General features: G+C 69.3%; 21 protein-coding genes and 1 pseudogene. 10 read left to right on the top strand and 12 right to left on the bottom strand.

Annotation, left to right across the window (positions count from 1 at the left end):
• On the top strand, positions 1-1,360 hold a 1,360-nt coding region (locus ACIQRL_RS04975; RefSeq protein WP_401327071.1), incomplete at its 5' end, for a tetratricopeptide repeat protein.
• Positions 1,361-1,562: 202 nt separating this feature from the next.
• Positions 1,563-2,477, top strand: coding sequence for an aminoglycoside phosphotransferase family protein (locus tag ACIQRL_RS04970; protein WP_401327069.1), 915 nt, complete (start codon positions 1,563-1,565; stop codon positions 2,475-2,477).
• 3 nt (positions 2,478-2,480) lie between these two features.
• Here the strand turns inward: ACIQRL_RS04970 and ACIQRL_RS04965 are convergent, their stop codons facing one another.
• Positions 2,481-3,854, bottom strand: coding sequence for a sporulation protein (locus ACIQRL_RS04965; protein ID WP_401327067.1), 1,374 nt, complete (start codon positions 3,852-3,854; stop codon positions 2,481-2,483).
• A 205-nt stretch (positions 3,855-4,059) separates the two neighbouring features.
• Here ACIQRL_RS04965 and ACIQRL_RS04960 point away from each other — a divergent pair, with 205 nt between their 5' ends.
• Both ACIQRL_RS04960 and ACIQRL_RS04955 read left to right on the top strand, forming a co-directional pair.
• Positions 4,060-4,599, top strand: a complete 540-nt coding sequence (locus ACIQRL_RS04960) for an ATP-binding protein (protein ID WP_401327064.1) — start codon at positions 4,060-4,062, stop codon at positions 4,597-4,599.
• 322 nt (positions 4,600-4,921) lie between these two features.
• Positions 4,922-5,218 (top strand): hypothetical protein, encoded by a 297-nt coding sequence (locus ACIQRL_RS04955; RefSeq protein WP_401327061.1) that lies wholly within the window; start codon positions 4,922-4,924, stop codon positions 5,216-5,218.
• A 431-nt stretch (positions 5,219-5,649) separates the two neighbouring features.
• Here ACIQRL_RS04955 and ACIQRL_RS04950 read toward each other — a convergent pair whose 3' ends face one another.
• On the bottom strand, positions 5,650-6,405 hold the full coding sequence (locus ACIQRL_RS04950; protein ID WP_401327058.1) for a GntR family transcriptional regulator: 756 nt from the start codon (positions 6,403-6,405) through the stop codon (positions 5,650-5,652).
• A gap of 162 nt (positions 6,406-6,567) precedes the next feature.
• On the opposite strand from ACIQRL_RS04950, the gene ACIQRL_RS04945 reads away from it, so the two are divergent.
• Genes ACIQRL_RS04945 through ACIQRL_RS04935 form a run of 3 tightly spaced genes read left to right on the top strand, consistent with a single transcriptional unit; the run spans position 6,568 to position 8,410 of the window.
• Positions 6,568-6,915 carry a hypothetical protein gene (locus tag ACIQRL_RS04945; RefSeq protein ID WP_401327056.1) on the top strand — a complete coding sequence of 116 codons (348 nt, stop codon included), beginning with the start codon at positions 6,568-6,570 and terminating at the stop codon, positions 6,913-6,915.
• Positions 6,915-8,216, top strand: a complete 1,302-nt coding sequence (locus ACIQRL_RS04940; protein ID WP_401327053.1) for an FtsK/SpoIIIE domain-containing protein — start codon at positions 6,915-6,917, stop codon at positions 8,214-8,216. Before ACIQRL_RS04945 ends, ACIQRL_RS04940 begins: the two co-directional genes overlap by 1 nt.
• Complete coding sequence (locus ACIQRL_RS04935; protein WP_153290618.1) at positions 8,213-8,410, top strand: hypothetical protein; 198 nt, start codon at positions 8,213-8,215, stop codon at positions 8,408-8,410. Before ACIQRL_RS04940 ends, ACIQRL_RS04935 begins: the two co-directional genes overlap by 4 nt.
• Before the next feature lie 261 nt (positions 8,411-8,671).
• On the opposite strand, the gene ACIQRL_RS04930 is transcribed toward ACIQRL_RS04935, so the two are convergent.
• On the bottom strand, positions 8,672-8,815 hold the full coding sequence (locus ACIQRL_RS04930) for a hypothetical protein (protein WP_401328174.1): 144 nt from the start codon (positions 8,813-8,815) through the stop codon (positions 8,672-8,674).
• On the opposite strand from ACIQRL_RS04930, the gene ACIQRL_RS04925 reads away from it, so the two are divergent.
• Entirely contained in the window at positions 8,750-10,066 is a 1,317-nt protein-coding gene (locus tag ACIQRL_RS04925; protein WP_401328099.1) for a replication initiator, read from the top strand. The two genes, ACIQRL_RS04930 and ACIQRL_RS04925, sit on opposite strands and share 66 nt — an antisense overlap.
• A gap of 168 nt (positions 10,067-10,234) precedes the next feature.
• Here ACIQRL_RS04925 and ACIQRL_RS04920 read toward each other — a convergent pair whose 3' ends face one another.
• The 4 genes from ACIQRL_RS04920 to pepN all read right to left on the bottom strand — a co-directional run bounded on the left by ACIQRL_RS04920 (position 10,235) and on the right by pepN (position 16,514).
• On the bottom strand, positions 10,235-10,777 hold the full coding sequence (locus ACIQRL_RS04920; protein ID WP_389288050.1) for a hypothetical protein: 543 nt from the start codon (positions 10,775-10,777) through the stop codon (positions 10,235-10,237).
• 81 nt (positions 10,778-10,858) lie between these two features.
• Positions 10,859-12,307: a recombinase family protein gene (locus ACIQRL_RS04915; protein WP_401327050.1), complete on the bottom strand. Its 1,449-nt coding sequence runs from the start codon at positions 12,305-12,307 to the stop codon at positions 10,859-10,861.
• 248 nt (positions 12,308-12,555) lie between these two features.
• Positions 12,556-13,593 carry a hypothetical protein gene (locus ACIQRL_RS04910; protein WP_401327048.1) on the bottom strand — a complete coding sequence of 346 codons (1,038 nt, stop codon included), beginning with the start codon at positions 13,591-13,593 and terminating at the stop codon, positions 12,556-12,558.
• Between the two features lie 317 nt (positions 13,594-13,910).
• The gene (gene pepN / locus ACIQRL_RS04905) at positions 13,911-16,514 is read right to left on the bottom strand and encodes an aminopeptidase N (protein WP_401327046.1); all 2,604 of its coding nucleotides are present in this window, start codon (positions 16,512-16,514) and stop codon (positions 13,911-13,913) included.
• Positions 16,515-16,706: 192 nt separating this feature from the next.
• Here pepN and ACIQRL_RS04900 point away from each other — a divergent pair, with 192 nt between their 5' ends.
• Positions 16,707-17,375: a DsbA family protein gene (locus tag ACIQRL_RS04900; RefSeq protein ID WP_401327043.1), complete on the top strand. Its 669-nt coding sequence runs from the start codon at positions 16,707-16,709 to the stop codon at positions 17,373-17,375.
• 72 nt (positions 17,376-17,447) lie between these two features.
• On the opposite strand, the gene ACIQRL_RS04895 is transcribed toward ACIQRL_RS04900, so the two are convergent.
• On the bottom strand, positions 17,448-17,651 hold the full coding sequence (locus ACIQRL_RS04895) for a hypothetical protein (protein WP_401327040.1): 204 nt from the start codon (positions 17,649-17,651) through the stop codon (positions 17,448-17,450).
• 82 nt (positions 17,652-17,733) lie between these two features.
• Between ACIQRL_RS04895 and ACIQRL_RS04890 the strand changes: the two are divergent.
• Positions 17,734-17,895 (top strand): annotated as a pseudogene (locus ACIQRL_RS04890) (histidine phosphatase family protein); the annotation flags it as partial.
• Positions 17,896-18,041: 146 nt separating this feature from the next.
• Here the strand turns inward: ACIQRL_RS04890 and ACIQRL_RS04885 are convergent.
• From ACIQRL_RS04885 to ACIQRL_RS04870, 4 genes are read right to left on the bottom strand one after another with little or no spacing between them, the layout of a single operon-like run.
• Positions 18,042-18,935 carry a TauD/TfdA dioxygenase family protein gene (locus tag ACIQRL_RS04885; RefSeq protein ID WP_401327039.1) on the bottom strand — a complete coding sequence of 298 codons (894 nt, stop codon included), beginning with the start codon at positions 18,933-18,935 and terminating at the stop codon, positions 18,042-18,044.
• Between the two features lie 48 nt (positions 18,936-18,983).
• The gene (locus ACIQRL_RS04880) at positions 18,984-20,372 is read right to left on the bottom strand and encodes an LLM class flavin-dependent oxidoreductase (RefSeq protein WP_401327036.1); all 1,389 of its coding nucleotides are present in this window, start codon (positions 20,370-20,372) and stop codon (positions 18,984-18,986) included.
• On the bottom strand, positions 20,369-21,259 hold the full coding sequence (locus ACIQRL_RS04875) for an ABC transporter ATP-binding protein (RefSeq protein ID WP_401327034.1): 891 nt from the start codon (positions 21,257-21,259) through the stop codon (positions 20,369-20,371). Before ACIQRL_RS04875 ends, ACIQRL_RS04880 begins: the two co-directional genes overlap by 4 nt.
• Complete coding sequence (locus ACIQRL_RS04870; RefSeq protein WP_401327032.1) at positions 21,235-22,155, bottom strand: ABC transporter permease; 921 nt, start codon at positions 22,153-22,155, stop codon at positions 21,235-21,237. The genes ACIQRL_RS04875 and ACIQRL_RS04870 overlap by 25 nt, the downstream gene beginning before the upstream one ends.
• Position 22,156 lies beyond the last annotated feature (1 nt).

Raw genomic sequence — 22,156 nt, 5'->3', positions numbered from 1 at the left:
GGACCACCCTTCCACGCTCACTTCTCGCAACAACCTCGCCGGTGTCTACCAGGCGGCGGGGGATCTCGGCCGGGCCATCCCGCTGTACGAGCAGACCTTCACCGACTCTGCGCGGGTTTTGGGCGAGGACCACCCTTCCACGCTCACTTCTCGCAACAACCTCGCCGGTGTCTACCAGGCGGCGGGGGATCTCGGCCGGGCCATCCCGCTGTACGAGCAGACCCTCACCGACTCTGCGCGGGTCCTGGGCCCAGAACACCCCGACACGCTCACTTCTCGCAACAACCTCGCCTACGCCTACGAGTCGGCGGGGGATCTAGGCCGGGCCGTCGCGCTGTATGAGCAGACCCTCACCGACTTTCAGCGGGTTTTGGGCGAGGACCACCCTTCCACGCTCACTTCTCGCAACAACCTCGCCAGCGCCTACGAGTCGGCGGGGGATCTCGGCCGGGCCATCCCGCTGTATGAGCAGACCCTCACCGACCGGGTGCGGGTCTTGGGCGAGGATCACCCCGACACGCTCGCTTCTCGCAACAACCTCGCCTACGTCTACGAGGCGGCGGGGGATCTCGGCCGGGCCATCCCGCTGTACGAGCAGACCCTCACCGACCTTCTGCGGGTCTTGGGCGAGGACCACCCTTCCACGCTTACCACTCGCAACAACCTCGCCTACGTCTACGAGGCGGCGGGGGATCTCGGCCGGGCCATCCCGCTGTATGAGCAGACCCTCACCGACCGGGTGCGGGTCTTGGGCGAGGACCACCCCGACACGCTCGCTTCTCGCAACAACCTCGCCGGGGTCTACGAGTCGGCGGGGGATCTAGGCCGGGCCGTCGCGCTGTATGAGCAGACCCTCACCGACCGGGTGCGGGTCTTGGGCGAGGACCACCCTTCCACGCTCGCTTCTCGCAACAACCTCGCCTACGCCTACCAGGCAGCTGGGGATCTAGGCCGGGCCGTCGCGCTGTATGAGCAGACCCTCACCGACCGGGTGCGGGTCTTGGGCGAGGACCACCCTTCCACGCTTACCACTCGCAACAACCTCGCCAGCGCCTACGAGGCAGCGGGGGATCTAGGCCGGGCTATCCCGCTGTACGAGCAGACCCTCACCGACTCTGCGCGGGTCTTGGGCGAGGACCACCCCGACACGCTCGCTTCTCGCAACAACCTCGCCAGCGCCTACCAGGCAGCCGGAGACATCGGCCGGGCTGTCTCGTTGCACGCAGGATCACACAAGCGAGAAACCGAGTCTCACGGTTTGGACGAGGCGGATAAAGCTCAGGCTCGCCGACTCCGAAAGCAACTGGGCGTTCCTCATCCTCAAGCATCGTCAGGCGACACCACGAATGATTCCTCGTGACAGCGTGCAGTAGATTCCTGGCCTCAACTTGCAGCAGAAGGTCTTGTCTTTGACGAGAACGTCAGGAGGAGACTGCGGCCATCTCCCTCGTGGGTACCCGTGCACCCTGGGTACGGTCTAAGTCGTGTCTGGCGTGCGTCGGGTTGGTCACCCGTAGGCGTGCGCTGGTTGATCGCGCGCGACTAGGGGAGCTGGTACGGGCATGACGGTTGACGCTGCTCGATCTGAAGAGGGGTTCACTTCGGCGGGAGCGACGCGGGTGATGGTTGCCGCGTGCCGGGCCGCGGGGCTCGATGGCAGAGACGCGGAGTTGATCCGCCTCGGGGAGAACGCGTTGTTCCGGCTGGCTTCGGCCCCGGTGATCGTGCGCGTGGCCCGGGGGGAGGAGTGGTTGGCGACGGCGCGTACCGAGGTGGCGGTCTCACAGTGGTTGGCGGGTGAAGGGTTTCCCGCGGCTCGCGTCGTCGAGGACCTGCAGCAGCCGTTCTTGATCGGCGGTCATCCGGTGACGTTCTGGCATCTGATCGTTGAGGGGGACCGTAAGGCAACGTACGGGGAACTGGGGGCTGTCCTACGGGATCTGCACTCGCTATCGGTCCCGGACGGGCTTCGGCTCCCGTCGTTCGACCCCTTCGACAAGCAGGATCTGCGACTCAACCGTGCCGTGATCCCGGATGATGACAAGGTCTTCCTGCGGAAGCGGTGGCGCGAACTGCGCGACAAGTACGCGGAGCTGCGGTTCGAGACTGCCAAGGGTCCGGTGCACGGCGATGCTCATGTGCAGAACCTCATGGTCGACGATCAAGGCCAAGTGATCCTGATCGACTTCGAGGCCTTTTGCTTCGATCACCCGGAGTGGGACTTGATGGTCACGGCGGTGGAGCATCACAGCCTTGGGTGGCAGACCGACGAGCAGTATGCCGACTTCGTGGCTGCGTACGGACGGGATCTCTACCACTGGGACGGGTACGAGACGCTGCGTGGGTTGCAGGAGTTCGGCATGACGACGTGGCTGATGCAGAACGTGCAGGAAGACGAGCGGACGGCGGCCGAGTACAGGCGTCGCATCGCTGGGCTGCGAAACGATGACGGGCCTCGGAATTGGCGTCCCTGGTAGCCGTCAGTCGTCGTCTTCCATACGGGCGAGTGCGTCGTGTACCTGGTCGTTGAAGGCGGCCACGGTGGGGTTCGCTGAGTGGGCGCTGACCTCGTTCTGAAAGTCGGTGACGTAGCGCTGGAAGCGGGCGGACTGGAGGGAGTCGCCGCCGTCGACCGCGAGACTCGCGGTGGTGACGGCGGCTTCCAACTCGCCGTTCAGTAGCTGACTCTGGGCGAGCACCATGCGGCAGAACCCCAGGGTTCGGGCGTACTTCGGGTCGGTGTCGTTCACGGCGCGCTGCGCGTGCTCTACGGACTCGCGGCGCATCTTGAGGTCGCGGAAGCAGTGGCACAACTCGCCCATGAGTTCCGCGGAGTCGAAGTAGCTGAGCCATTCGGGATCGTTGCCTGTGCCGGCGCGCTCGAAGTGGCGTTCAGCGTCGTTCATCGCGTGGCCTGCGCGGACGGGGTCGCCTGCGTTGGCCAGTGCTCGGGCTTCCATCGCTGAGTAGTTCGCCATGGCGCGCGGGGTGGCTCGGCCCTTGGCGCCCTCGACGGCGGCCCGGGCCAGTTGGATGGCTTGGGTGTGGTTGCCGAGATAGTTGGCCTGGTGGCTGAGGTTGCCGAGGATGCGAGCGCCGAACATGCGGTCGTCGATGACCTGTGACAGGCGCAGTGTGGATGTCAGGTAGCGGTGGGCGAGCCGATGATTCCCGGAGTCGTATGCGGTCCAGGCGAGTAACTGGGAGACTTCGGCGGCGGCGCCGAATATCGCGGTGCCGACCTTCTCGCTGTAGCTTGCGCTGAGGAGCGGCAGGACCTCGTGGCGGAAGTAGTGGCGCAGTGCCCTATGGCCGTGGCCACCGCCGTACTTGAAGTCGAGTTGCATGAACGTGCCGGCCGCGTCTCTGATCGCGCGTACGTCGCGCATGCCGACGCGTTGGGGTGCAGGCCTGTCCGCCTGGATTCCGTCGGGGCGGGCCACCATCCATGACAGTACGGCGGAGCTGAGATCGGCGTCCGCTATGACGAGTTGCCCCGGCGCTGGGTTGTCGGCGCGCTCCTGGGCGAGTCCGTCGAGCATGGACAGTACATCGGGCACGGTGCCCGGATAGCTAACCCGCTGCGGCGTCGGCTGCTGGAGCTGGCGGAAGAATCCGAGGTCGGCCGGTGTGATGCGACGGTTCAGCTTCGAACTGAGAACGTCCGCCATGATTGCCGCCGTCTGGGGCTGGATGCCCGCGCCGTCTCGCCAACGCTGCACGGCGATGTGCGTCGTCCCGAGACTCGTGCCTCGGTGTGCGGCGGCTTCCTGCATGCGTTTTGCGAGTCCCTTGTTCGAGACCCTCGCTTCGTGCATGACAGCGATCAACTGCTCGTTCGGCGCTCGGCTCATGCTCCCCTGCCAACCCGAGAATGACAGCGAGTTCATCGTGGCACAGCTCTGTGTCATTGGGGGGTTCATCAGTGAACCCCCTTTGCATTTGCCGGTGTTCACATGAACCCCCTGGTGAACGCTCCCGGCTGCGCAGCTCGCGCCGTTCACTGTTCTGCACGGAGCGACGGGCTACAGGGCTCGTCGGCAGTCGGCAGGGGACGCAATGGATGCTCGGCAGAGCAAACGCAGAGCGAACATCCCGCGGTCGGTCTCGCTGCGTGAAGCGGCGCAGGATCCCTCGGCGGGTCACTTCCGGGCGCTGACGCTCTTCGACGAGTCTGCCGGCACCGCGTGCGCCGCACGCGACATGGTGGGCGCGTGCCTCAAGGACTGGGGGCTCGGCCACATGGTCGACGATGCCCGGCTCGTCGTCTCGGAGCTGGTCGGCAATGTCGTGCATCACGCGGTGCCGGACGACTGCCTGACCCAGCCTGGTGCCGCCCGGCGGGTCGACGTGCTGGTGAAGGCGTGGCCCGGGTGGCTGTTCATCGGTGTCGCTGATGAGGACTCGACTCCGCCTGATCTGCCGGTGGGTGAGTTCGTCTCGCCGGAGCTGGTTGGTGATTTCGCCGAGGCGCTGTTGCCGGACCGCGGTCGCGGGCTGCTGATCGTTCAGCGACTTGCTGACGGGGTGTGGTGGTCGCCGAAGGGGCCGGGCGGCAAGACCGTGTGGTGCCGCTTCGACCTCGGCGGCAGGACCTAGAGATCTCCGGGCCGTACCCCTGTTTTACTCCCACGCGATCGGGAGTGATGGCGGCCCGGAAATCGGTCGGAGTCTGACCCCTCCGGCCGCATGGGGCGCGGCCCCTCGTACGACCCGGGGGCTCCCCTCCCGGGAGGGGCCGCGCTTCACAACCTCATACCGAGACCGGACCACCCCCGCGCCTGGACAGCAACTGGGGTGGTCCGGGAGGGGACGCAGCGGTCCCCGGTGCCTGATGGTACCGGGGCCGTTGCTCTGTGTTCTGCCCTGGGCCAAAGGAAGTTGACGAACCATTACCTAGATCAGGGCAGAGGTGGGCAGGGTGACTGGCTCGGGTGAGGACTGGCTGAGCGATGGTCTCGACATCGAGGGCGCGGAGTGCGGTCTGTGGGTGTCGGGTTTCGACTACGTTGCGGGCTGGCGTGCGGCGCGGGAGGCTGCGGACCGGCTGAACCGGGCGTTGCTCGGGGCGGGGTTCGAGCTGTCGCAGGTGCGGGCCGTCGCGTCGACGGACGAGTGCGGGGGCGGGGTCGTGCGGGTTGCGGGCCGGCTGGACGCCGTGGATCGGCTCACCGTGCTTCTGGAGGGGGTTGCGGGCGGCGACGGCGGTGCGTCGTGAGGCGCCTTTTGGCTGGTGAGTGGCGCGCGTGGGCACGTCGTCGGTCGCTGAGACTTTGGACGGTAGCTGCCATAGGGCGAGTGAACAGGGGGCCTTACGCTCGCCAGCGGATCGGGCAGTCCTTGGAGCTGCCCGCAACAGCCCGATCGGCCCCCTGTTCTTCGAGGCTCGCCCCATGGGAGCTGTCTAAAGTCTCGGTGGCCGGCGACCCCCAGCCCCGCGGAGCCTGGCCGACAACGGTGGGTCGGTGCTTCGACTCCTTGGGCGTGCTGTGGTGCGGGCAGTCGGGCGACCGGACGGGACCGGCGGCCACGCCGCACGCCCGGCCGGGGCGGCCGGGCTGCCCGGCGCGCCGCAGGCGCGCCCTTGAGGAAGTGAAGACGCATTCGACCGATCGTCATCGGTCCTTGGCCGCGGACGCGCCGCGCGGGCTATTTGGTGGCGTCGATCCGGTAGGTGAGTTCGGCGCGGTCTGCTCCGATGCGGAGTTCTTCGAGGATCAGGGCCTGGTCGTCGGTGCCGCAGGTGACGCGGGAGACGTGCAGGACCGGGGTCGCGTCGGGCAGGCGCAGAGTGGTGCGCTCGTCGGGCAGCGGCATGCGGGCCCGTACCGACTCCGACCACCACAGCTCGTGCCCGGCCGCCGTCAGCATGGCGTAGATCGCGGCGGGCGCTGCGTCCGGCCTCTTGCCGAGATCGGGCACGGCTTCGACGGTGGCGAAAGGGATCAGGGTGCGGAGCATCGCGCGGGCTCCGGTGTCCGGGTCGGCGAGCAGCTGGTCACAGCCGAACAGGGCCTCCTCCGTCTGGAGTCCCAGCAGATGGGCCGTGGCTTGGGTGGTGTGGGTGCGGTAGGTGTGCGGTTCCTCGGCCTGCTGCCACGTGGCCACGCCGTACAGCCTGAAATGCCCAGCCGGTGTCCTGCCGATGTGACGGGAGATCGCGGCGACGGGGCCACTGGCGGAGCGTACGAAGCTGCCCTTGCCATGGTGGACGTCGATGAGTCCCTCCGCCCGCAGAGCAGCGACCGCGTTGCGGACAGTCGGTCGCGAGACCTTGTAGCGCTCCATGAGCTGCGCTTCCGAGGGGAGCGGGGCGCCAGGTTCGTATTCGCCGGTGAGGATCGCTTCGCGGATCGCGGCGGCCACCTGCTGGTAGAGGGCTCCGGGGCGCTGGATCTCGGTCATCTCGGCATCTCCGGGTGAGGTCGTAGGCACGTCGCACGCGCGACATCACTCGTCAGCATAAGTAGTTGCACCCTCGCCGTACAGAGCCGCATAGTCATCACTCGTAAGGACAAGTGACGTCTGAATATGTCGGGCGTCCCGACTGGCCAGGGAGGCCACGCAATGCAGTCCATTCCCGTGGACACGGCACGACTGGGCGTACTGCGGTGCGCCATCACACCCGAAGCGAAGATCAGCAACTTCGAGACACAGGAGGTGAAGAAGGACCGGGACGGCAACACCATCTACACCGTCGCCGTCACGGTGCGGCAGGACGGACGGCGTATCTCCGTCATCGAGATCGCGGTCGCCGGTGAGCCCAAGGGCATCGAGGAAGGACAGATCCTCAAGGTCACCGGACTGACCGCGTTCGCCTGGGCCATGGGCGACCGGCACGGAATCAGCTTCCGCGCCGACGCCATCACCCCCGTTCACGCCACCCCCGCGCCGAGCAAGGCCAGTGGTGCGTGATGGGGCCGATCGCACTCGCCTTCGGGCTCGCCCTGCTGGCCTGGGTGCTCGTCGTCGGTGACCTGCTGCGCCGGCACCGCCCGGCCTGGCACTGGTACCTCGCCGGGTACCCGGTCACTGTGTGCCGGGTGGTGTTCACCTGGCGAAAGGTCGCGCTGCTCAACGACCTTTCCGTCTCCAGGCGTCCGCCCCGCGGGCTGCTCGGGGACCTGGTCGTCAAGGGCGATCCGCTGCGGCCGGTCATGCCCCGGCTCTCGTTCCCGCGGGCCAACCGGATGGGGCTGACGGCGACCGTCCGGCTGCACGCGGGTCAGACCCCGGCGACGTACATGAAGGCGGCGGACGCGCTCGTGCACGCGTGGAAGGTCCATGCCGTGCGGGTCACCTCACCCGAGCGCGGTCTCGTGCTGCTGACTGCAACGGCAAGCGATCCGCTGGCCCGGCCGGGCTTAGCCTCGGCGCCCGCCGTACTCCTGTCCGCGCTGATCGGCGTACTGGAGAGTGGCGGCGCCTGGGTCATGGACCTGCGCCTCGTTCCGCACTGGCTCATCGCCGGCGCCACCCGGTCCGGCAAGTCCACCCTGCTCGCCCGGCTGATCACCCAGCTCGCTCCGCAACCCGTCGCCCTGGTCGGCATCGACTGCAAGGGCGGCATGGAACTCGGCCTCTTCGCCGAACGACTCAGCGCCCTCACCACCTGCCGTCGTGAGGCAGTCGTCGTACTCACCGCGCTCGCCGTCGACATGCAGGACCGCATGAGTGTTTGCCGCACGGCGGGGGTCCGCTCGATCTGGGAGCTGCCGGACAAGCTGCGGCCGGTGCCGGTCGTGGTCATCGTCGACGAACTCGCGGAGCTCTACCTGTCCGACGGTCGACGCGAGAGCAAGGCGGAAGCCGAACAGTGCTCGACCCTCTTGCTCCGGCTCGCCCAGCTCGGTGCCGCGCTCGGCTTCCACCTGGTCGTTGCCGGCCAGCGCGTCGGCTCCGACCTCGGCCCTGGAGTCACCGCTCTGCGGGCGCAGCTAGGCGGTCGTATCTGCCACCGGGTCAACGATCCCGGCACCGCAGAGATGACGCTGGGCGATCTCAACAAGGACGCCGTCGTCGTCGCCCAGTCGATCACCGCAGGGGAACAGGGCGTGGCCGTGTGTACCGGCCCGGACGGCGGTTGGAGCCGTGCCCGCTCCCACCTCACCTCAACCGAAGAGGCCGCAGCAACCTCCAAGAAGTACAGCGCCGTGACCCCCGAACTGCCCGCCATCGTCCATGCCCTCGCAGCGCTCGAAGGAGACGACAAGTGATCAGCACAGGTACCGCCGTGTCCCTCGTGGTCGTCTTCGGGATCATCACCTTCCTCCTCGTCCGGTCCCGCGACGTCCGCGCCTGGGAAGCGGTCTGCATCGCCCTCTTCGGTATGTACCTCGGCCAGACCCCGGTCAGCCTCACCATCAACGGCTTCATGACCTGGGTCTTGAGCGGCTTCTCCCACTTCTAGACCGGCAGAAAGGAGCAACACCATGCCCATGCCTCGCGTGAGGTGCCCCGTCTGCAAGGGCGACGGAGCCCGCAGAACCTGGACCGGACGCCTTCACCGCTGCCGCGTCTGCCGCGGTACCGGAACGATCCGCTGACCCACCCCACCACCCCCAACGACCCAAGGAGTGATCCCCATGAACGACAGCGCGCCACCAACCACCAACCGAGCCGCTTCGGCGGCCCACCCCGGAAGGTCACCACCATCACACCCGAGTTCACCTCAGCTGACAGGCGCGCCGTCCTCGACCGCGCGGCGCGCCTGCGTCAGCTCCCCGAAGCAGACCGAGACGCCATTCACATCGCCCAAGATCCGCAGTACGCGCGCTGGCTCGACCAGATCGCAGCCACGGGCGGCTGTGCCCACCCCGTGCACCTCTCGGGCTCGACGACCACCCTTGACGGTGTGACCGGCGAGATCCTGCACCACTACGACACCCGCACAGAACCCGGTGAACGCCTGCTCATCCGCTGCCGCAACCGACGCGCGACCGTCTGCGCGCCCTGCTCCCGACTCCACGCGGGCGACACCTATCACCTGGTCCGCGCCGGCCTCCTCGGCGGCAAGAACGTCCCCGCCACGGTCCGGAACCGTCCCCGGCTCTTCATCACCCTGACCGCACCTTCCTTCGGACCGGTGCACCGTGCCGGGGAGCGCTGTCGCCCCCGTCGCGACCGCGGACGCTGCGAGCACGGACACCCTGTCGGCTGCGGCGCCGTCCACGCCACGACCGATCCCTTCGTCGGCCAACCCCTCTGCGCCGACTGCTACGACTACCCGGCCCACGTCCTCTGGCACGCACACGCGGGCAAGCTCTGGGACCGCTTCGTCATCGGCGTCCGGCGCCAACTCGCCTCCTCGGCCAGCCTCGTACAGTCCCGATTCGCCCAGCACGCCCGGCTGTCCTTCGCACGGGTCGCCGAGTACCAGAAACGGGCTGCCGTTCACGTGCATGCCGTCGTCCGCCTCGACGGCCCGAACGGACCCGACGACGAACCCCCGACCTGGGGCACCGCGGAACTGCTCATCGACGCCGTACGCGCCTCCGCTAGGCGGGTCCTGGTCCGCACCCTCCGCAGTCCCGCCGTCGGCGAACTCGATCTCCGCTGGGGCGCTCAGATCGATGCCCGGCCCCTGCGCACCGACGGACTCGGCCCGGACGACGACGCCGTAGCCGCGTACGTCGCGAAGTACGTCACCAAGGGCGCGAGCGAGACAGGCGCCGGGACCGACTGCCGCCTCACGGCCTGGGACGACATCGAGGCGGCCCGTGTGTCTGACCATGTTCGGATACTCATACGCACCTGCTGGCGCCTCGGCGGTCTCCCCGAGTACGCGCCGCTACGCCTGCGCACCTGGGCCCACACCCTGGGCTACCGGGGCCACATCCTGACCAAGTCCCGTGCCTACTCGACGACCTACGCAGCGCTGCGCGCCGAACGCGCAGAACACCAGGGCCACTGTGAGGGGGACATCCCCGGCACAGCCACTGAAGCGCATTGGCGCTACGTCGGCTCCGGCCACACTCGCGGCGCGGCGCTCCTGGCCGCCGGAGTCGCCGAAGACATCGCCACGAACCGTGAGATCGCCCGTGAAGAGCGTGAGGCGCCCCGGTGACGAGACACCGCAGCGAGCAGTGGGCTCGGGCAGTCGAGCGTCAGGCGGCCAAGTTCCCGACACGGATGGGGCCGAAGAGCGCTGCGCGACTCGCACGGCTCCTCGGCCCTGGGCAGAGGGATTCTTAGCGCGGGACTACGGAGCCAACAACCGTCATGACCGTTTCGTCTAAAGGTCGTCTTGCAGAGGGGTACCGGGCGCAAAGTGGGCGATGGCGGCGATCAGCTGGCCCTTGTCGAAGTGCCACCCGGTCACTGCCCGCGAGGACATCACCGTATCTGGCGGCACCGGAGCCAGAATCTCCAGGACAGCACGGGACTTCGGGCCGTCACCAGGCAGGGCTGGGGCTCCTTCCCGCCGGGTGACTCCGACGTAGGGCAGGGAGGCAGTGGCTATGACCTGGCGCCACAGTACGAAGCCCGTGATGTCTTCCCAGGGCACGTGGGCGGTGGTGGCCTTGTACCGGGCGGGGCTCCCGCCGAGGAGCACGCCTGTCTCGTCCACCCGGAACGCGACCTTGCGGCTCATTGCCACGAACGCCATGAACAATCCTCCCGCGCCGAACAGCGGCAGGCCCAGTATCCGCGCGAGCAATGGCATGCCTGGGAGCAGCAGGGCCGCAGTGAAGATGATGGAGAACACCGCGACTCTTATGGTCTTGGGGTCCCAGCCGTAGCGCGCCTCATACACGGGCGAGGTGTTGCGAGTCATGGCTAGATCATGACAACACCCAACTCGCCCGGGAAGCCCTGCGGACAGTGCCGTCAAGGGTAGGAGTGCATACGGCGGACCCTAGTCCAGCGGGTTCGGCTTGATCTCCACGCGGTTGGTGTCGAACCCCCTGCCCTTCCTCGTCGCCGGGAGTACGACCACGGCCGCGAACAGGAACCGGTAGATCGCGTTCATACGCTCGTAGTCCTCAGCCTCCTCCAGCTTCTTCCAGTTGGCTTCGGCCTCCGGTCCGGCAATGCCGTCCAGGACGGCGATGGGCCGCTTGACCGTCTTTCGCTGGCGCTCCTTCATCCGCTTGAGTACGACGGCGCGCATGGCGTGGAACTCGGCGGTCGTGAAGTCGTCGTCCGTGAGCCAGAGTTGTTTCAGTTCCTCCAGCTTCGCGCGGTCCTTCTCGTCCGCGGTCACGTCGGCCTCGGGACGTGTGGTCGTCGGGGGCTCGTAGCCGGACGTGTCCAGCTTCGTGAGGACCCTGACCGCCACATCGCGGGCGAACGCTTCGAGAGGAACGGCGGAGACGGAGCGTCCGCACTTCTGCTGTCCGACTTCGTCGGCTCGTATGCACCGGTAGTAGGCGTACTGCATGCTGTTCGTACCGGCCATGCGGGCTCCGCATGAGCACGTCGCGACTCCGCGCAGCAGGTAGAAGCGGCTCGGTCGCTTCTGGTCGTCTCTGTGTTGCTGGGCCCGGTACTCCCTGACTCGCTGCACCTCGTCCCACTGGCCGCGGTCGATGATGGCCGGCCACGTCCCGGTTCCCACTTCCTCGCCCTGGTGGATGCGGACACCCGCCACGAAGTTGGACGACAGCAGACGACGGACGTGCTCCGGCTGCCAGGTCCTGCCCTTGGACGTCGCCACTCCCCGCGCGGTCAGATCCTGGGCCAAGTGCATGGGTGACTCGCCGTCCAGGTACCGCCGGAAGACCTCGCGGACGATCTCCGCCTCTTCTTCGATGATCGCCTGACCGTTGCCCGTGTAGCCGTAGGGACGGCTGCCCACATGCGGCCTGCCCTCGCGGGCCTTGTCCTTCAGGGCGTCCTTGAGCCGACGTGACGCGTCGTCGGACGAGCGGCAGGCGTGGGCCACCTCGATGCGGAGGATGAACCGGTCGTCGGGGTCCGAGAGATCGCGCCGGTTCGCCTCGCCGTGCAGAAGCACGCGCTTGTCGTCAGCTATGGAGAGAAGCTCTTCGAGGTCCTTGGGCTGCCGCATGAGGCGGTCGGGGTGGTAGACGATGACGTGCCGGATCTCTCCGTCCGCCATCGCGCGCAGCATTTCCTCCCACCCGGGCCGCTTGCGGTTGCGCTGCCACGCCGAACGGTTGTTGTCGACGTAGATGTGGGCCGACTCGACACCGAGTTGAAGGCGTTCGGCGATCTCGCGGCAGATGCGCTCCTGCCGGTCGACTCCGGTCTGATCCTCGTCCTTGGTGTGCGAGATCCGGCAGTAGATGGCGGCGGGCTCACCCGGGGTGATCGCAGCCTTGGCTAACTTAGGTCGGCTCATGGAAAACACTGTATGAGCCCGGTACGAGCTCGATCACCAGCAGCGCGGTGTTCGGGCGATCGGGCAGGGTCGTCATCAGGGTCTCCTGTCTCTCGTCTTGCTCGGCACGGCACTCGCGTCAGGTCATGGATCTCCTGCTCGACCCACACTAGATCGGGGCACTGACAACGCCACCGGAATTACGGGGAGGGGTCCGTGAGAACACCTCGCGGACCCCTCCCTCCCCTCTGGCGCCGCCCGGTCCGTCACTACCGGGGCCGCACCACGACATACGCCGCCGGATCGCGGTCGTTCGCGGCCATCAGCGCGGTGCGCACGATCGTGGCCTGCTGCTCCATCGCGTCCCTGAGTTTCCGGGGGGTGATGTGGACGACAGTGATGCCCAGCCTCTCCAGGTACTCGCGCTTACGGGCGTACTCGCACCGCACGGCGTCCGCGTCCTGGCGCGGGGTGCGGGTCCGCAGTTCGACCGCCACCGCCTGCTCGGGCCAGTACGCGTCCAGGCTGCCGAGGTACGGGCCGCCGGGCAGCCGCAGGTCGACGTTCCAGACCGGGTCCGGCAGCCCGTGCTCGAGGACCATCCGGTACAGCCGGTTCTCCGCGATCGCCCTGCCCTCCGCCACCAGCGCGTCCACGGCGTCCACCAGGTGCGGGCGGCCGAGCAGCCGGGCCGCCGTCAACTCCTCCACGACGGCGCGCGGTTCGCAGCGGCCGCGGCGCACCGCCTCCGTCAGCAGCTCGCGCACGGCCGCCGCGTCGGTCAGCTCGGCGGCCGCGTCGGCCAGCGCGCGGGGGACGGCGGCGACCGGGACCCCCGCCACGAACACGGGCTCCGGCAGCACGGTCGTCCGCACGATGCGGACGCAGCCGGTCGAGCGCAGTCGGCGCAGCCGGGGGACCAGTACGTCGATCGTGTCGAGGGAGAGCAGCGGCGGGGCGGCGGCGAAGCCGTGCAGGGCCAGCGCCGCCAGGCCGGTGATCAGCGCGTCCGGGTGGGGCCGGGGGGCGCGCGGCTCCTCGGACCCCGGCTGGGCGGGGATGCCGGCCACCGTGCGGGCGGCGTAGAGCAGCGCCGCCTGCAGTCGTTCCTCGGGTGTGGGCGGGCCGGGACGCAGGAGGAAGACGCCGGGAAGGATCCGCTGCCAGGGCCCGCCGGGCCGGCACCGCTCGTTGGCGTCCGCGGTGGTCACGCCGTGGCCGCGCAACTCGGCGGCGGTCACGACCCGGTTCCGCACGGGGGACGAGGGGCGGAGAGTGTGGGGGGAGAGCGGGGTGCTGGGGTTCATGTACCGGGGATTCCCGCCCCGGAGCCGCCCTCTAACCGCTGTTACCCGCCCGTCGGCGAATCGGGACATGCGGGCCCCGAAGTACGGGCGTTCGACTGCCGGAAGATGCTGGTCCGGAGGGGAATTAATAGGGGTTACGGCTCTGAATACCTGCATTTCGTAACCAGTGCGCGCATCCGATCGGTTCACCGGCGTACGCGGCGGATCGGATCATACGAAAGGGCACCGGACGCGGATGGCGCCGGTGCCCTCTCGTGCGCGGTTCGCGTGGGGCGGGTGATCGGTCCGCCCGGACGCGGTTCGCGTGGGCGGGCCGATCAGCCCGCCGCGGCGATGTCGCGGGCCTGCCCGCGCAGCGCCCGCGCCAGATCGTCCCGCGCCTCCAGCACCAGCCGGCGCAGCGCGGGCGGCGCGTCCTCGTGCGACCCGAGCCAGGCGTCGGTCGCCTCCAGGGTCTCCGGGGAGTCCTGGAGCGAGGGGAACAGTCCCCGGACCACGTCCATGCCGATCTGGATGGACCGCTCCGCCCAGACGCGCTCGATCGCGGCGAAGTACTTGGCGGCGTACGGCGCGAGCAGGTCCCGCCGGGACGGCTGGGCGAAGCCCGAGATGGTCGCCTCGACGAGCGCGTTGGACAGCGCGTCGGACTCCACGACGGCCGCCCAGGCCTGGGCCTTGACCGCCACCGAGGGGCGGGCGGCGAGACAGCGGACCTGGTGCCGCTTGCCGGACGCCGTGTCGTCGCGGGCGAGTTCGGCGGCGAGGACGGACTCGTCGGCGGCGCCCCGCGCGGCCAGCGGCTCCAGGAACGCCCAGCGCAGCTCCTGGTCGACCTCGAGGCCGTCGATCTCGGCCGTCCCCTCCAACAGGCCCTGGAGCAGCCGGACATCGGCCTCGCTCGACGCCACGTCGGCGAAGAAGCGGGCCCAGGCGAGCTGATGCTGGCCACCGGGCTCGGCCAGCCGCAGCTCCTTCAGCGCGCCCTCGGCGAGCAGTTGGGCGCCCTGCGCGCGCCAGTCGGGCGCCACGTAGTTGACGAGCGCGGAGTTCGCCCAGGCGTGCAGCATCTGGAGCACACCGATGTCGGACTCGCGGCCCGCGAAACGCAGCACCAGAGCGATGAAGTCCCGGGCGGGCAGCAGCGCGTCGCGCGTGAGGTTCCACAGCGCGGACCAGCACAGGGCCCGGGCGAGCGGGTCGGTCATCTCGCCGAGCGCGTCCCGCAGGGTGGCCAGCGAGCCCTCGTCGAAGCGGATCTTGCAGTACGTGAGGTCGTCGTCGTTGACGAGGACCAGATCGGGGGCCGCCGCGCCGGCCAGTTCGGTGACGATCGTGCGCGGCCCGTCGACATCCACCTCGGCGCGCGCGTAACGGACGAGCGAGCCGTCCCCGCCCTCGCCCGGCGACCGCCGGTACAGGCCCACGGCCACGCGGTGCGGGCGCAGTTCGGGATGGGACTCGGCGGCCTCCTGGACGATTCCCAGCTCGGCGACGCGTCCTTCGGCGCTCAGGATCACCTGCGGGGTGAGGGAGTTGACGCCCGCGGTCTGGAGCCAGGACCGGGACCAGGCGGCCATGTCCCGCCCGCTCGTCTCCTCCAGGGCCGACAGCAGATCGCCGACGCGCGTGTTGCCGTACGCGTTCCGCTTGAAGTAGCGGCGGGCGCCCTCCAGGAAGGCGTCCTGCCCGACGTACGCCACCAACTGCTTCAGGACCGAGGCGCCCTTGGCGTAGGTGATGCCGTCGAAGTTCAGTTTGGCGTCCTGCAGGTCACGGATGTCGGCCGTGATCGGGTGGGTGGACGGCAGCTGGTCCGCGCGGTAGGCCCAGGCCTTGCGGCGGTTGGCGAACGTGATCCAGGCGTCGGTGAAGCGGGTCGCGCCCACGTTCGCGAACGTGCCCATGAAGTCGGCGAAGGACTCCTTCAGCCACAGGTCGTCCCACCACACCATCGTGACCAGGTCGCCGAACCACATGTGCGCCATCTCGTGCAGGATGACGTTCGCCCGCGCCTCGTACGACGTCTGCGTCACCTTGCCGCGGAAGATGTACTCCTCGCGGAAGGTGACGAGACCCGGGTTCTCCATTGCGCCGAGGTTGTACTCGGGCACGAACGCCTGGTCGTACTTCCCGAAGGGGTACGGGTAGTCGAAGTGGTCGTGGAAGAAGTCCAGCCCCTGCTTGGTCACCAGGAACACGTCGTCGGCGTCGAAGTGGGGGGCCAGGCCCTTGCGGCACATGGCGCCGAGGGGGATCTCCAGCTTCGTACCGTCGTCGAAGGTGCGGGTGTAGGAGTCGGTCACGTAGTGGTACGGGCCCGCCACGACCGCCGTGATGTACGTCGAGATCGGCTTCGTCTCGGCGAACTTCCAGACCCCGTCGGCCAGTTCACCGAGGCCGTTGCTCCAGGCGGTCCAGCCCTCGGGGGCCTGCACCTCGAAGCGGAACGGCGCCTTGAGGTCGGGCTGCTCGAAGTTCGCGAAGACGCGCCGGGCGTCGGCGGGCTCGTACTGCGTGTACAGGTACACCTCGCCGTCCTCGGGGTCGACGAAGCGGTGCATGCCCTCGCCGGTGCGGGAGTAGGCGCACTGGGCGTCCACCACGAGTTCGTTCTCGGCGGCGAGGTCCTCCAGCAGGATCCGGGAGCCGTCGAAGACCTCGCCCGGGTCGAGGTCCCGGCCGTTCAGTGAGACGGCCGTCACACGCGGGGCGATGAGGTCCGCGAAGCTCGTGCCGCCCGGCTCGGCGCAGCGGAAGCGGAGCGTGGTGACCGAGCGGAAGGTGCGGGGCTCGCCGGCCGCCGCGCCGGGCTCCGTCCCCCCGACGGCCGAGCGCAGGTCGAGGAAGACGTCGTAGCTGTCGACGGACAGCAGTGCCGCCCGTTCCTGGGCCTCGTCGCGGGACAGATTCTCACCGGGCACGGCGGCACTCCCTCATGGCGTCATAGACATGTGCGAACAGGGCCGATCCTGCCATGTGCTCCTTACGGCGGGCGCTGTCACGGCGCAGACGCAGGGGAATCCCTCGGCCCCGTCGGAATCGCGCGGACACGCGGGAATGACGCGGGCGCGTGCCGGTGTTGCCAGGAGAAACACCGCGTTCCGAGGAGAGCCATGCCCGAGCAGACCGCTCAGACCAGTTCCGGCAAGACCCCCGTCGACTTCTGGTTCGATCCGCTGTGCCCCTGGGCCTGGATGACCTCGCGATGGGTGCTGGAAGTGGAGAAGGTCCGCGACATCGAGGTCCGCTGGCACATCATGAGCCTCGCCGTACTGAACGAGCCCAAGCTGGACGAGCTTCCCGACCACTACCGCGAGATGCTCGCGACCACGGCGTGGCAGTCCGTCCGGGTGGTCACCGCCGCCTGGCAGAAGCACGGCGACGACGTCCTCGGCCCGCTGTACACCGCGCTCGGCACCCGCTTCCACAACGACGGCGCGGGTCCGACCAAGGAGGCGATAGCCGGCGCCCTCCAGGAGGTCGGGCTTCCCGCCGACCTGATCGACTACGCCGACCAGGAGAACTTCGAGTTCGACGCCGAGCTGCGCGCCTCCCACAAGGAGGGCATCGACAAGGTCGGCCAGGACGTCGGCACCCCGGTCATCGCCGTCCCCGGTTCCGACGGCGAGCAGCTCGCCTTCTTCGGCCCGGTCGTCACCCCGGCCCCCAAGGGCGAGGAGGCCGCCAAGCTCTGGGACGGCACGCTCATGGTCGCCTCGGTGCCGGGCTTCTACGAGATCAAGCGCACGCGCACGGCGGGACCGGACTTCAGCAACCTGTAGGGGACCTCGACCCCGGGCGGTCCTGGACTACGTGGTCCTGGGCTACGTGGTCTTGGGCTACGTGGCCTCGGACTACGTGGTCTTGGGCTCGGGAAAGTTGTCGCCGTCGCGCCAGTTGCTCCAGCGCTGGAAGCGGCGGCAGCCCGGACGGGTGCAGCGATGGTAGGCGGCGGGGTCGTCCACCTGCTTGATCCGTCGTACGGCCGCCTCCTCGTCCCTGGTCAGCCTGCGGAACGTCTGCAGCGGTCCTCCGCAGTTCGGGCAGCGCACATCCACGGCGACACCTCCGTACGAGAAGCGTCCGGGTGCCGGACGCCGGCCCCGCGAGCGTATGCGCTCGCGGGGCCGGCGGTGGGGTCACAACACCCTGCTGCGCCTGGTGCTGTGCACGGTCCCGTCCATCCCGCTGGGCGAGTACCGCCGGGTCCTGCCGAGCCTCGGCAACGCGGCGATCACCGGACTCCGGGTGGAGGACGGTGCGGCCGCCCTGCTCTCGCTCCATGTGCCGTGCGCCCCGTGACGTCCGGGGATTCGCGTCCGGACGCGCGAAGGGGCCCTCGCGTGACGAACGGCGTCACGCGAGGGCCCCTTCGGTGAGGTGGCACACCGGTCAGGCGCGGGCACGCGCCCGCCGCCGGACCGGGTCGGCCGTCGCCGGGAACAACGTCATGCGGCCACCGAGGTGTAGTGCGAGGCGTCGCCCGCGATCGAGTGGCTCTCCTTGCCCTCGATGCCGACGGGCACGTCACCGGCGACCGTCACACGGTGCAGCCGGCGCGGCAGACCGTCGTAGTTGTCGATCGCGTAGTGCTGGGTGATCCGGTTGTCGAACAGGACGAGCTGGTTCGGGGACCAGCGCCAGCGCAGGATGTTCTCGGGCCGGGTGACGTACGACTGGAGCAGGTCGAGGATCTTGCGGGACTCGCCCACCGACAGCCCGGCGATCCGCTGGGCGAACCCGCCGATGAACAGCCCGCGTTCACCGGTCAGCGGGTGGACCCGCACGACCGGGTGGACGGTGCGGAACGTGATGGACGTGAACTGGGCCCGCTGCGCGGCCTGTTCCTCGTCGATGTTCTCGTCCGGCACCGCGTAGTCGTAGTCGTTGGTGTGCTCGGCCCACAGGGTGTCGGCGAGCGCGCGGAGCGGTTCGGGCAGATCGCGGTAGGCGGCGGCGGAGTTGGCGATGAGCGTCTCACCGCCGTACGGCGGCACGGTGATGCTGCGCAGGGTGCTGGCCTGCGGCGGGTTGAGCACGAAGGTCACGTCGGTGTGCCAGTGGTTGGCGCGGCCCCGCTCGCTGTCGACGGGCAGTACGTTCGGGGCGCCGGCCACCGCGGGAACCGTGGGGTGCGCCGTGGTGAGGTCGCCGAAGTGGCGTGCGAAGGCCTGCTGGCCCTCGTCGTCCAGGTCGACGTCGTCGAAGACCAGCGCCTTGTGCTGGTTGAGCGCGGTGCGCAGGGCGGCGGTGGTGATGTCGTCCAGGGGTTTGGAGATGTCGACGCCGGAGACACGGGCACCGATGTGCGCGGTGACCTTCTGGATCTCGATGTCTGTCATGGGGTGCGGGTCCTTTCGGAACGGCGGATCGGACGGGCGGGCGTGCGGTCAGGCGTGGGCGGTCGCGGGTGTCGGTTCCGCGGTGGGGGCCGGAGCGGTGGCCAGGGACGGGAGCGCGTACTGGTTGGCCGGGCGCGGGAGGCCGTAGCGCTCCCGCAGGGTCTGCCGGGGTCCGTACTCCCGGCGCAGCAGACCCCGGTCGCGCAGGATCGGCACCACGTGGTCCACGAAGAGGTCGAGGCCGGAGGGCAGCACGGCGGGCATGATGTTGAAGCCGTCGGCGGCGCCGCCCCGGAACCACTCCTCGATCGCGTCGGCGACCTGCTCGGGTGTGCCGGCGAAGGTCAGATGGCCCCGCCCGCCGCCGAGCCGGCCGATCAGCTCGCGCACGGTCAGCCGCTCGCGCCGGGCCAGCTCCACGACGAGGGTGTAGCGGCTCTTGGCCCCCTCGATCGCGCTCTCCGGCGGAAGGTCGGCGGGCAGCTGTGCGTCGAGGCCGAGGGTGCCCGGCTCCAGGTGGAGCAGATGCTCCAGGCGGTTCAGTCCGTGCTCGTACACGATGTGGTCCTCGAGGACGCGTTCCTGGGCGCGCGCCTCCGCCTCGGTCGAGCCGATGACCGGGACGATGCCGGGCAGGACCTTGATGTGGTCCGGATTCCGGCCGGCCCGTGCGGTACGGGACTTGAGGTCGGCGTAGAACTCCTGGGCGTCCGCCAGGGTCTGCTGGGCGGTGAACACCGCTTCCGCGTACCGGGCCGCGAACCGTTTGCCGTCCTCCGAGGAGCCCGCCTGCACGAGAAGCGGGTGACCCTGCGGTGTGCGCGGCACGTTGAGGGCGCCCTCCACACTGAAGTACGTCCCCTTGTGGCGCGCGGGATGGATCTTGCCCGGGTCGCCCCAGACGCCCGCCGCCTTGTCGGCGAGGACCAGGTCGTCCTCCCAGCTGTCCCAGAGCTTGAGCGTCACGTCCAGGAACTCGGCGGCGCGCTCGTAGCGGGTGGCGTGCGCGGGCTCGTCGTCGAGACCGAAGTTGCGGGCGGCCTCCGCCCCTGCGGTGGTGACGATGTTCCAGCCCGCGCGGCCACCGCTGATGTGGTCGAGGGAGGCGAGTCTGCGGGCCAGGTTGTAGGGGGAGTTGTAGGACGTGGAGGCGGTGGCGATCAGGCCGATGTGCTCGGTCGCGGTGGCCAGCGCGGTGAGCAGGGTGATGGGTTCGAGCGCGCCGGACGGGCGCTGGCCCACGCTGTTGAAGAGGACCGGGCCGTCGGCGAGGAAGAGGGAGTCGAAGGTGCCGCGTTCGGCGATCCGCGCGAGACGTACGTAGTGGGCCGTCTCGACATGGGCGTACGGGTCGCTCTCCGGGAGCCGCCAGGAGGCCTCGTGGTGACCGGTGTTCATCAGGAAGGCGTTGAGATGGAGTCTGCGCGGGCTGGTCACGGGTGCTTCTCCTTCCGGTGCTCGGACACGTCGTGCCCGGCGACGTCGTCCGCCGTTCCGTCCGGTCCCGCGGCGGGCCGTGCCGTCGCCCGGTCCGGTTCCGCGGTGGGGTTCGCCGCCGTTCCTCCGCTTTTCGACGGCTCCGGTGGCCCCGTCACGTCCTCGGTCACCCCGAGGGCGTTCAGCAGGCGTTCGCGGTACTCGCCGAGCAGCGGATCGCGGTACGAGCGGGGGTGCGGGCGGTCGATGGGCAGATCGAGTCCGATGCGGCCGCGGTCGAGCACGAGCACCCGGTCGGCCAGCACGATCGCCTCGTCCACGTCGTGCGTGACGAGCAGCACGGACGGCCGGTGGCGCTCCCACAGTTCGCGCAGCAGTACGTGCATCCGGATCCGGGTGAGCGCGTCCAGCGCCCCGAACGGTTCGTCGGCGAGGAGCAGTTCGGGTTCCCGTACGAGGGAACGGGCCAGGGCGGCGCGCTGTGCCTCACCGCCGGACAGCTCGTTGGGCCAGGCCCGTTCACGCCCCGCGAGTCCCACTTCGGCGAGGGCGGAGCGGCCCTTCTCCGCCGCCTCCCGGCCGTCCGTGCCGAGCAGGACGTTGTCGAGGACACGGCGCCAGGGCAGCAGCCGGGAGTCCTGGAAGACGACGGACACCCGGTCCGGGGCGGTGAGCCGCCCGCTCCCGGCGACGCCGTGATCCAGGCCGGCGATGGCGCGCAGCAGCGTGCTCTTGCCGGAGCCGCTGTGTCCGAGCAGGGCGGTGAACTGGCCCGCCGGGAGGTCGAGGTCGATTCCGTCGAGGACCGTGCGACCCTCGAACGACCTGGTGAGGCCACGCAGTTGGACCGTATGGGAGCGGGTCAGCTGCTGAGTGTGCGTCGCCACGACAGCACCTTTCGTTCGATGAGACGAACCGCGCTGTCGGAGACGAGCCCGAAGATGCCGTAGATCAGCAGACCGACGAGGATGATGTCGGTCCGGCCGTAGTTCTGGGCCTGGAACATCATGTAGCCGAGGCCGCTGGTGGCGTTGATCTGCTCCAGGACGACGAGGGAGAGCCAGGAGCCGGTCACCCCGAGCCGCAGCCCGACGAAGAAGCCGGGCAGCGCGCCGGGGATCACGATCTCCCGCACGAAACGGATCCTCGACAGCCCCTGCACCTCGGCGAGTTCCACATACCGGTGGTCGATGCCGGCCAGGGCGGAGTGCAGGTTCAGGTAGATCGGGATGTAGACGACGATGGCGATGATCGCGATCTTGAAGGTCTCGCCGATGCCCAGCCAGAGGATGAACAGCGGGATCAGACCGAGGGTCGGGATCGCCCGGTTGAGCTGCACGGTCCCGTCGATCAGCGCCTCCCCGACCCGGCTGAGCCCGGACGCGAGGGCGAGGACGACCCCGGCGGCCAGGCCGAACGCGAACCCGTATCCCGCGCGCTCCAGGGACGTCAGCACATCGGTGGGCAGGGTGCCGTCGGTCCACAGATGACCGGTGGTCCTCAGGACCGTCCAGGGCGCGGGAATCGCGCCCGGGTCCAGTTGTCCGGCGGCGGACGCGACGGCCCACAGGGCGAGGAACAGGGCGGGGCCGATGAGCCGGGAAGCGGGCAGCCGTTTGCCGGGCGCGAGGCCGCGACGCCGGGGACGAGGGGCCCGACGGAACCGACGACTGTCCGTCCCGGCCGCCTCCGCCCCCGTCCCGGCCGCCTCCGTCTCGACCGGCGCGGTCGCTGTCCTCGCGGCCGGGGCGCGGGCCGGGGCCTGTTCGGTCCTGGTCGTCATG

This window comes from Streptomyces sp. NPDC091209 (genome assembly GCF_044757755.1).
Taxonomy (GTDB): Bacteria; Actinomycetota; Actinomycetes; order Streptomycetales; family Streptomycetaceae; genus Streptomyces.
This window is presented reverse-complemented; position numbering and strand designations above follow the sequence as displayed.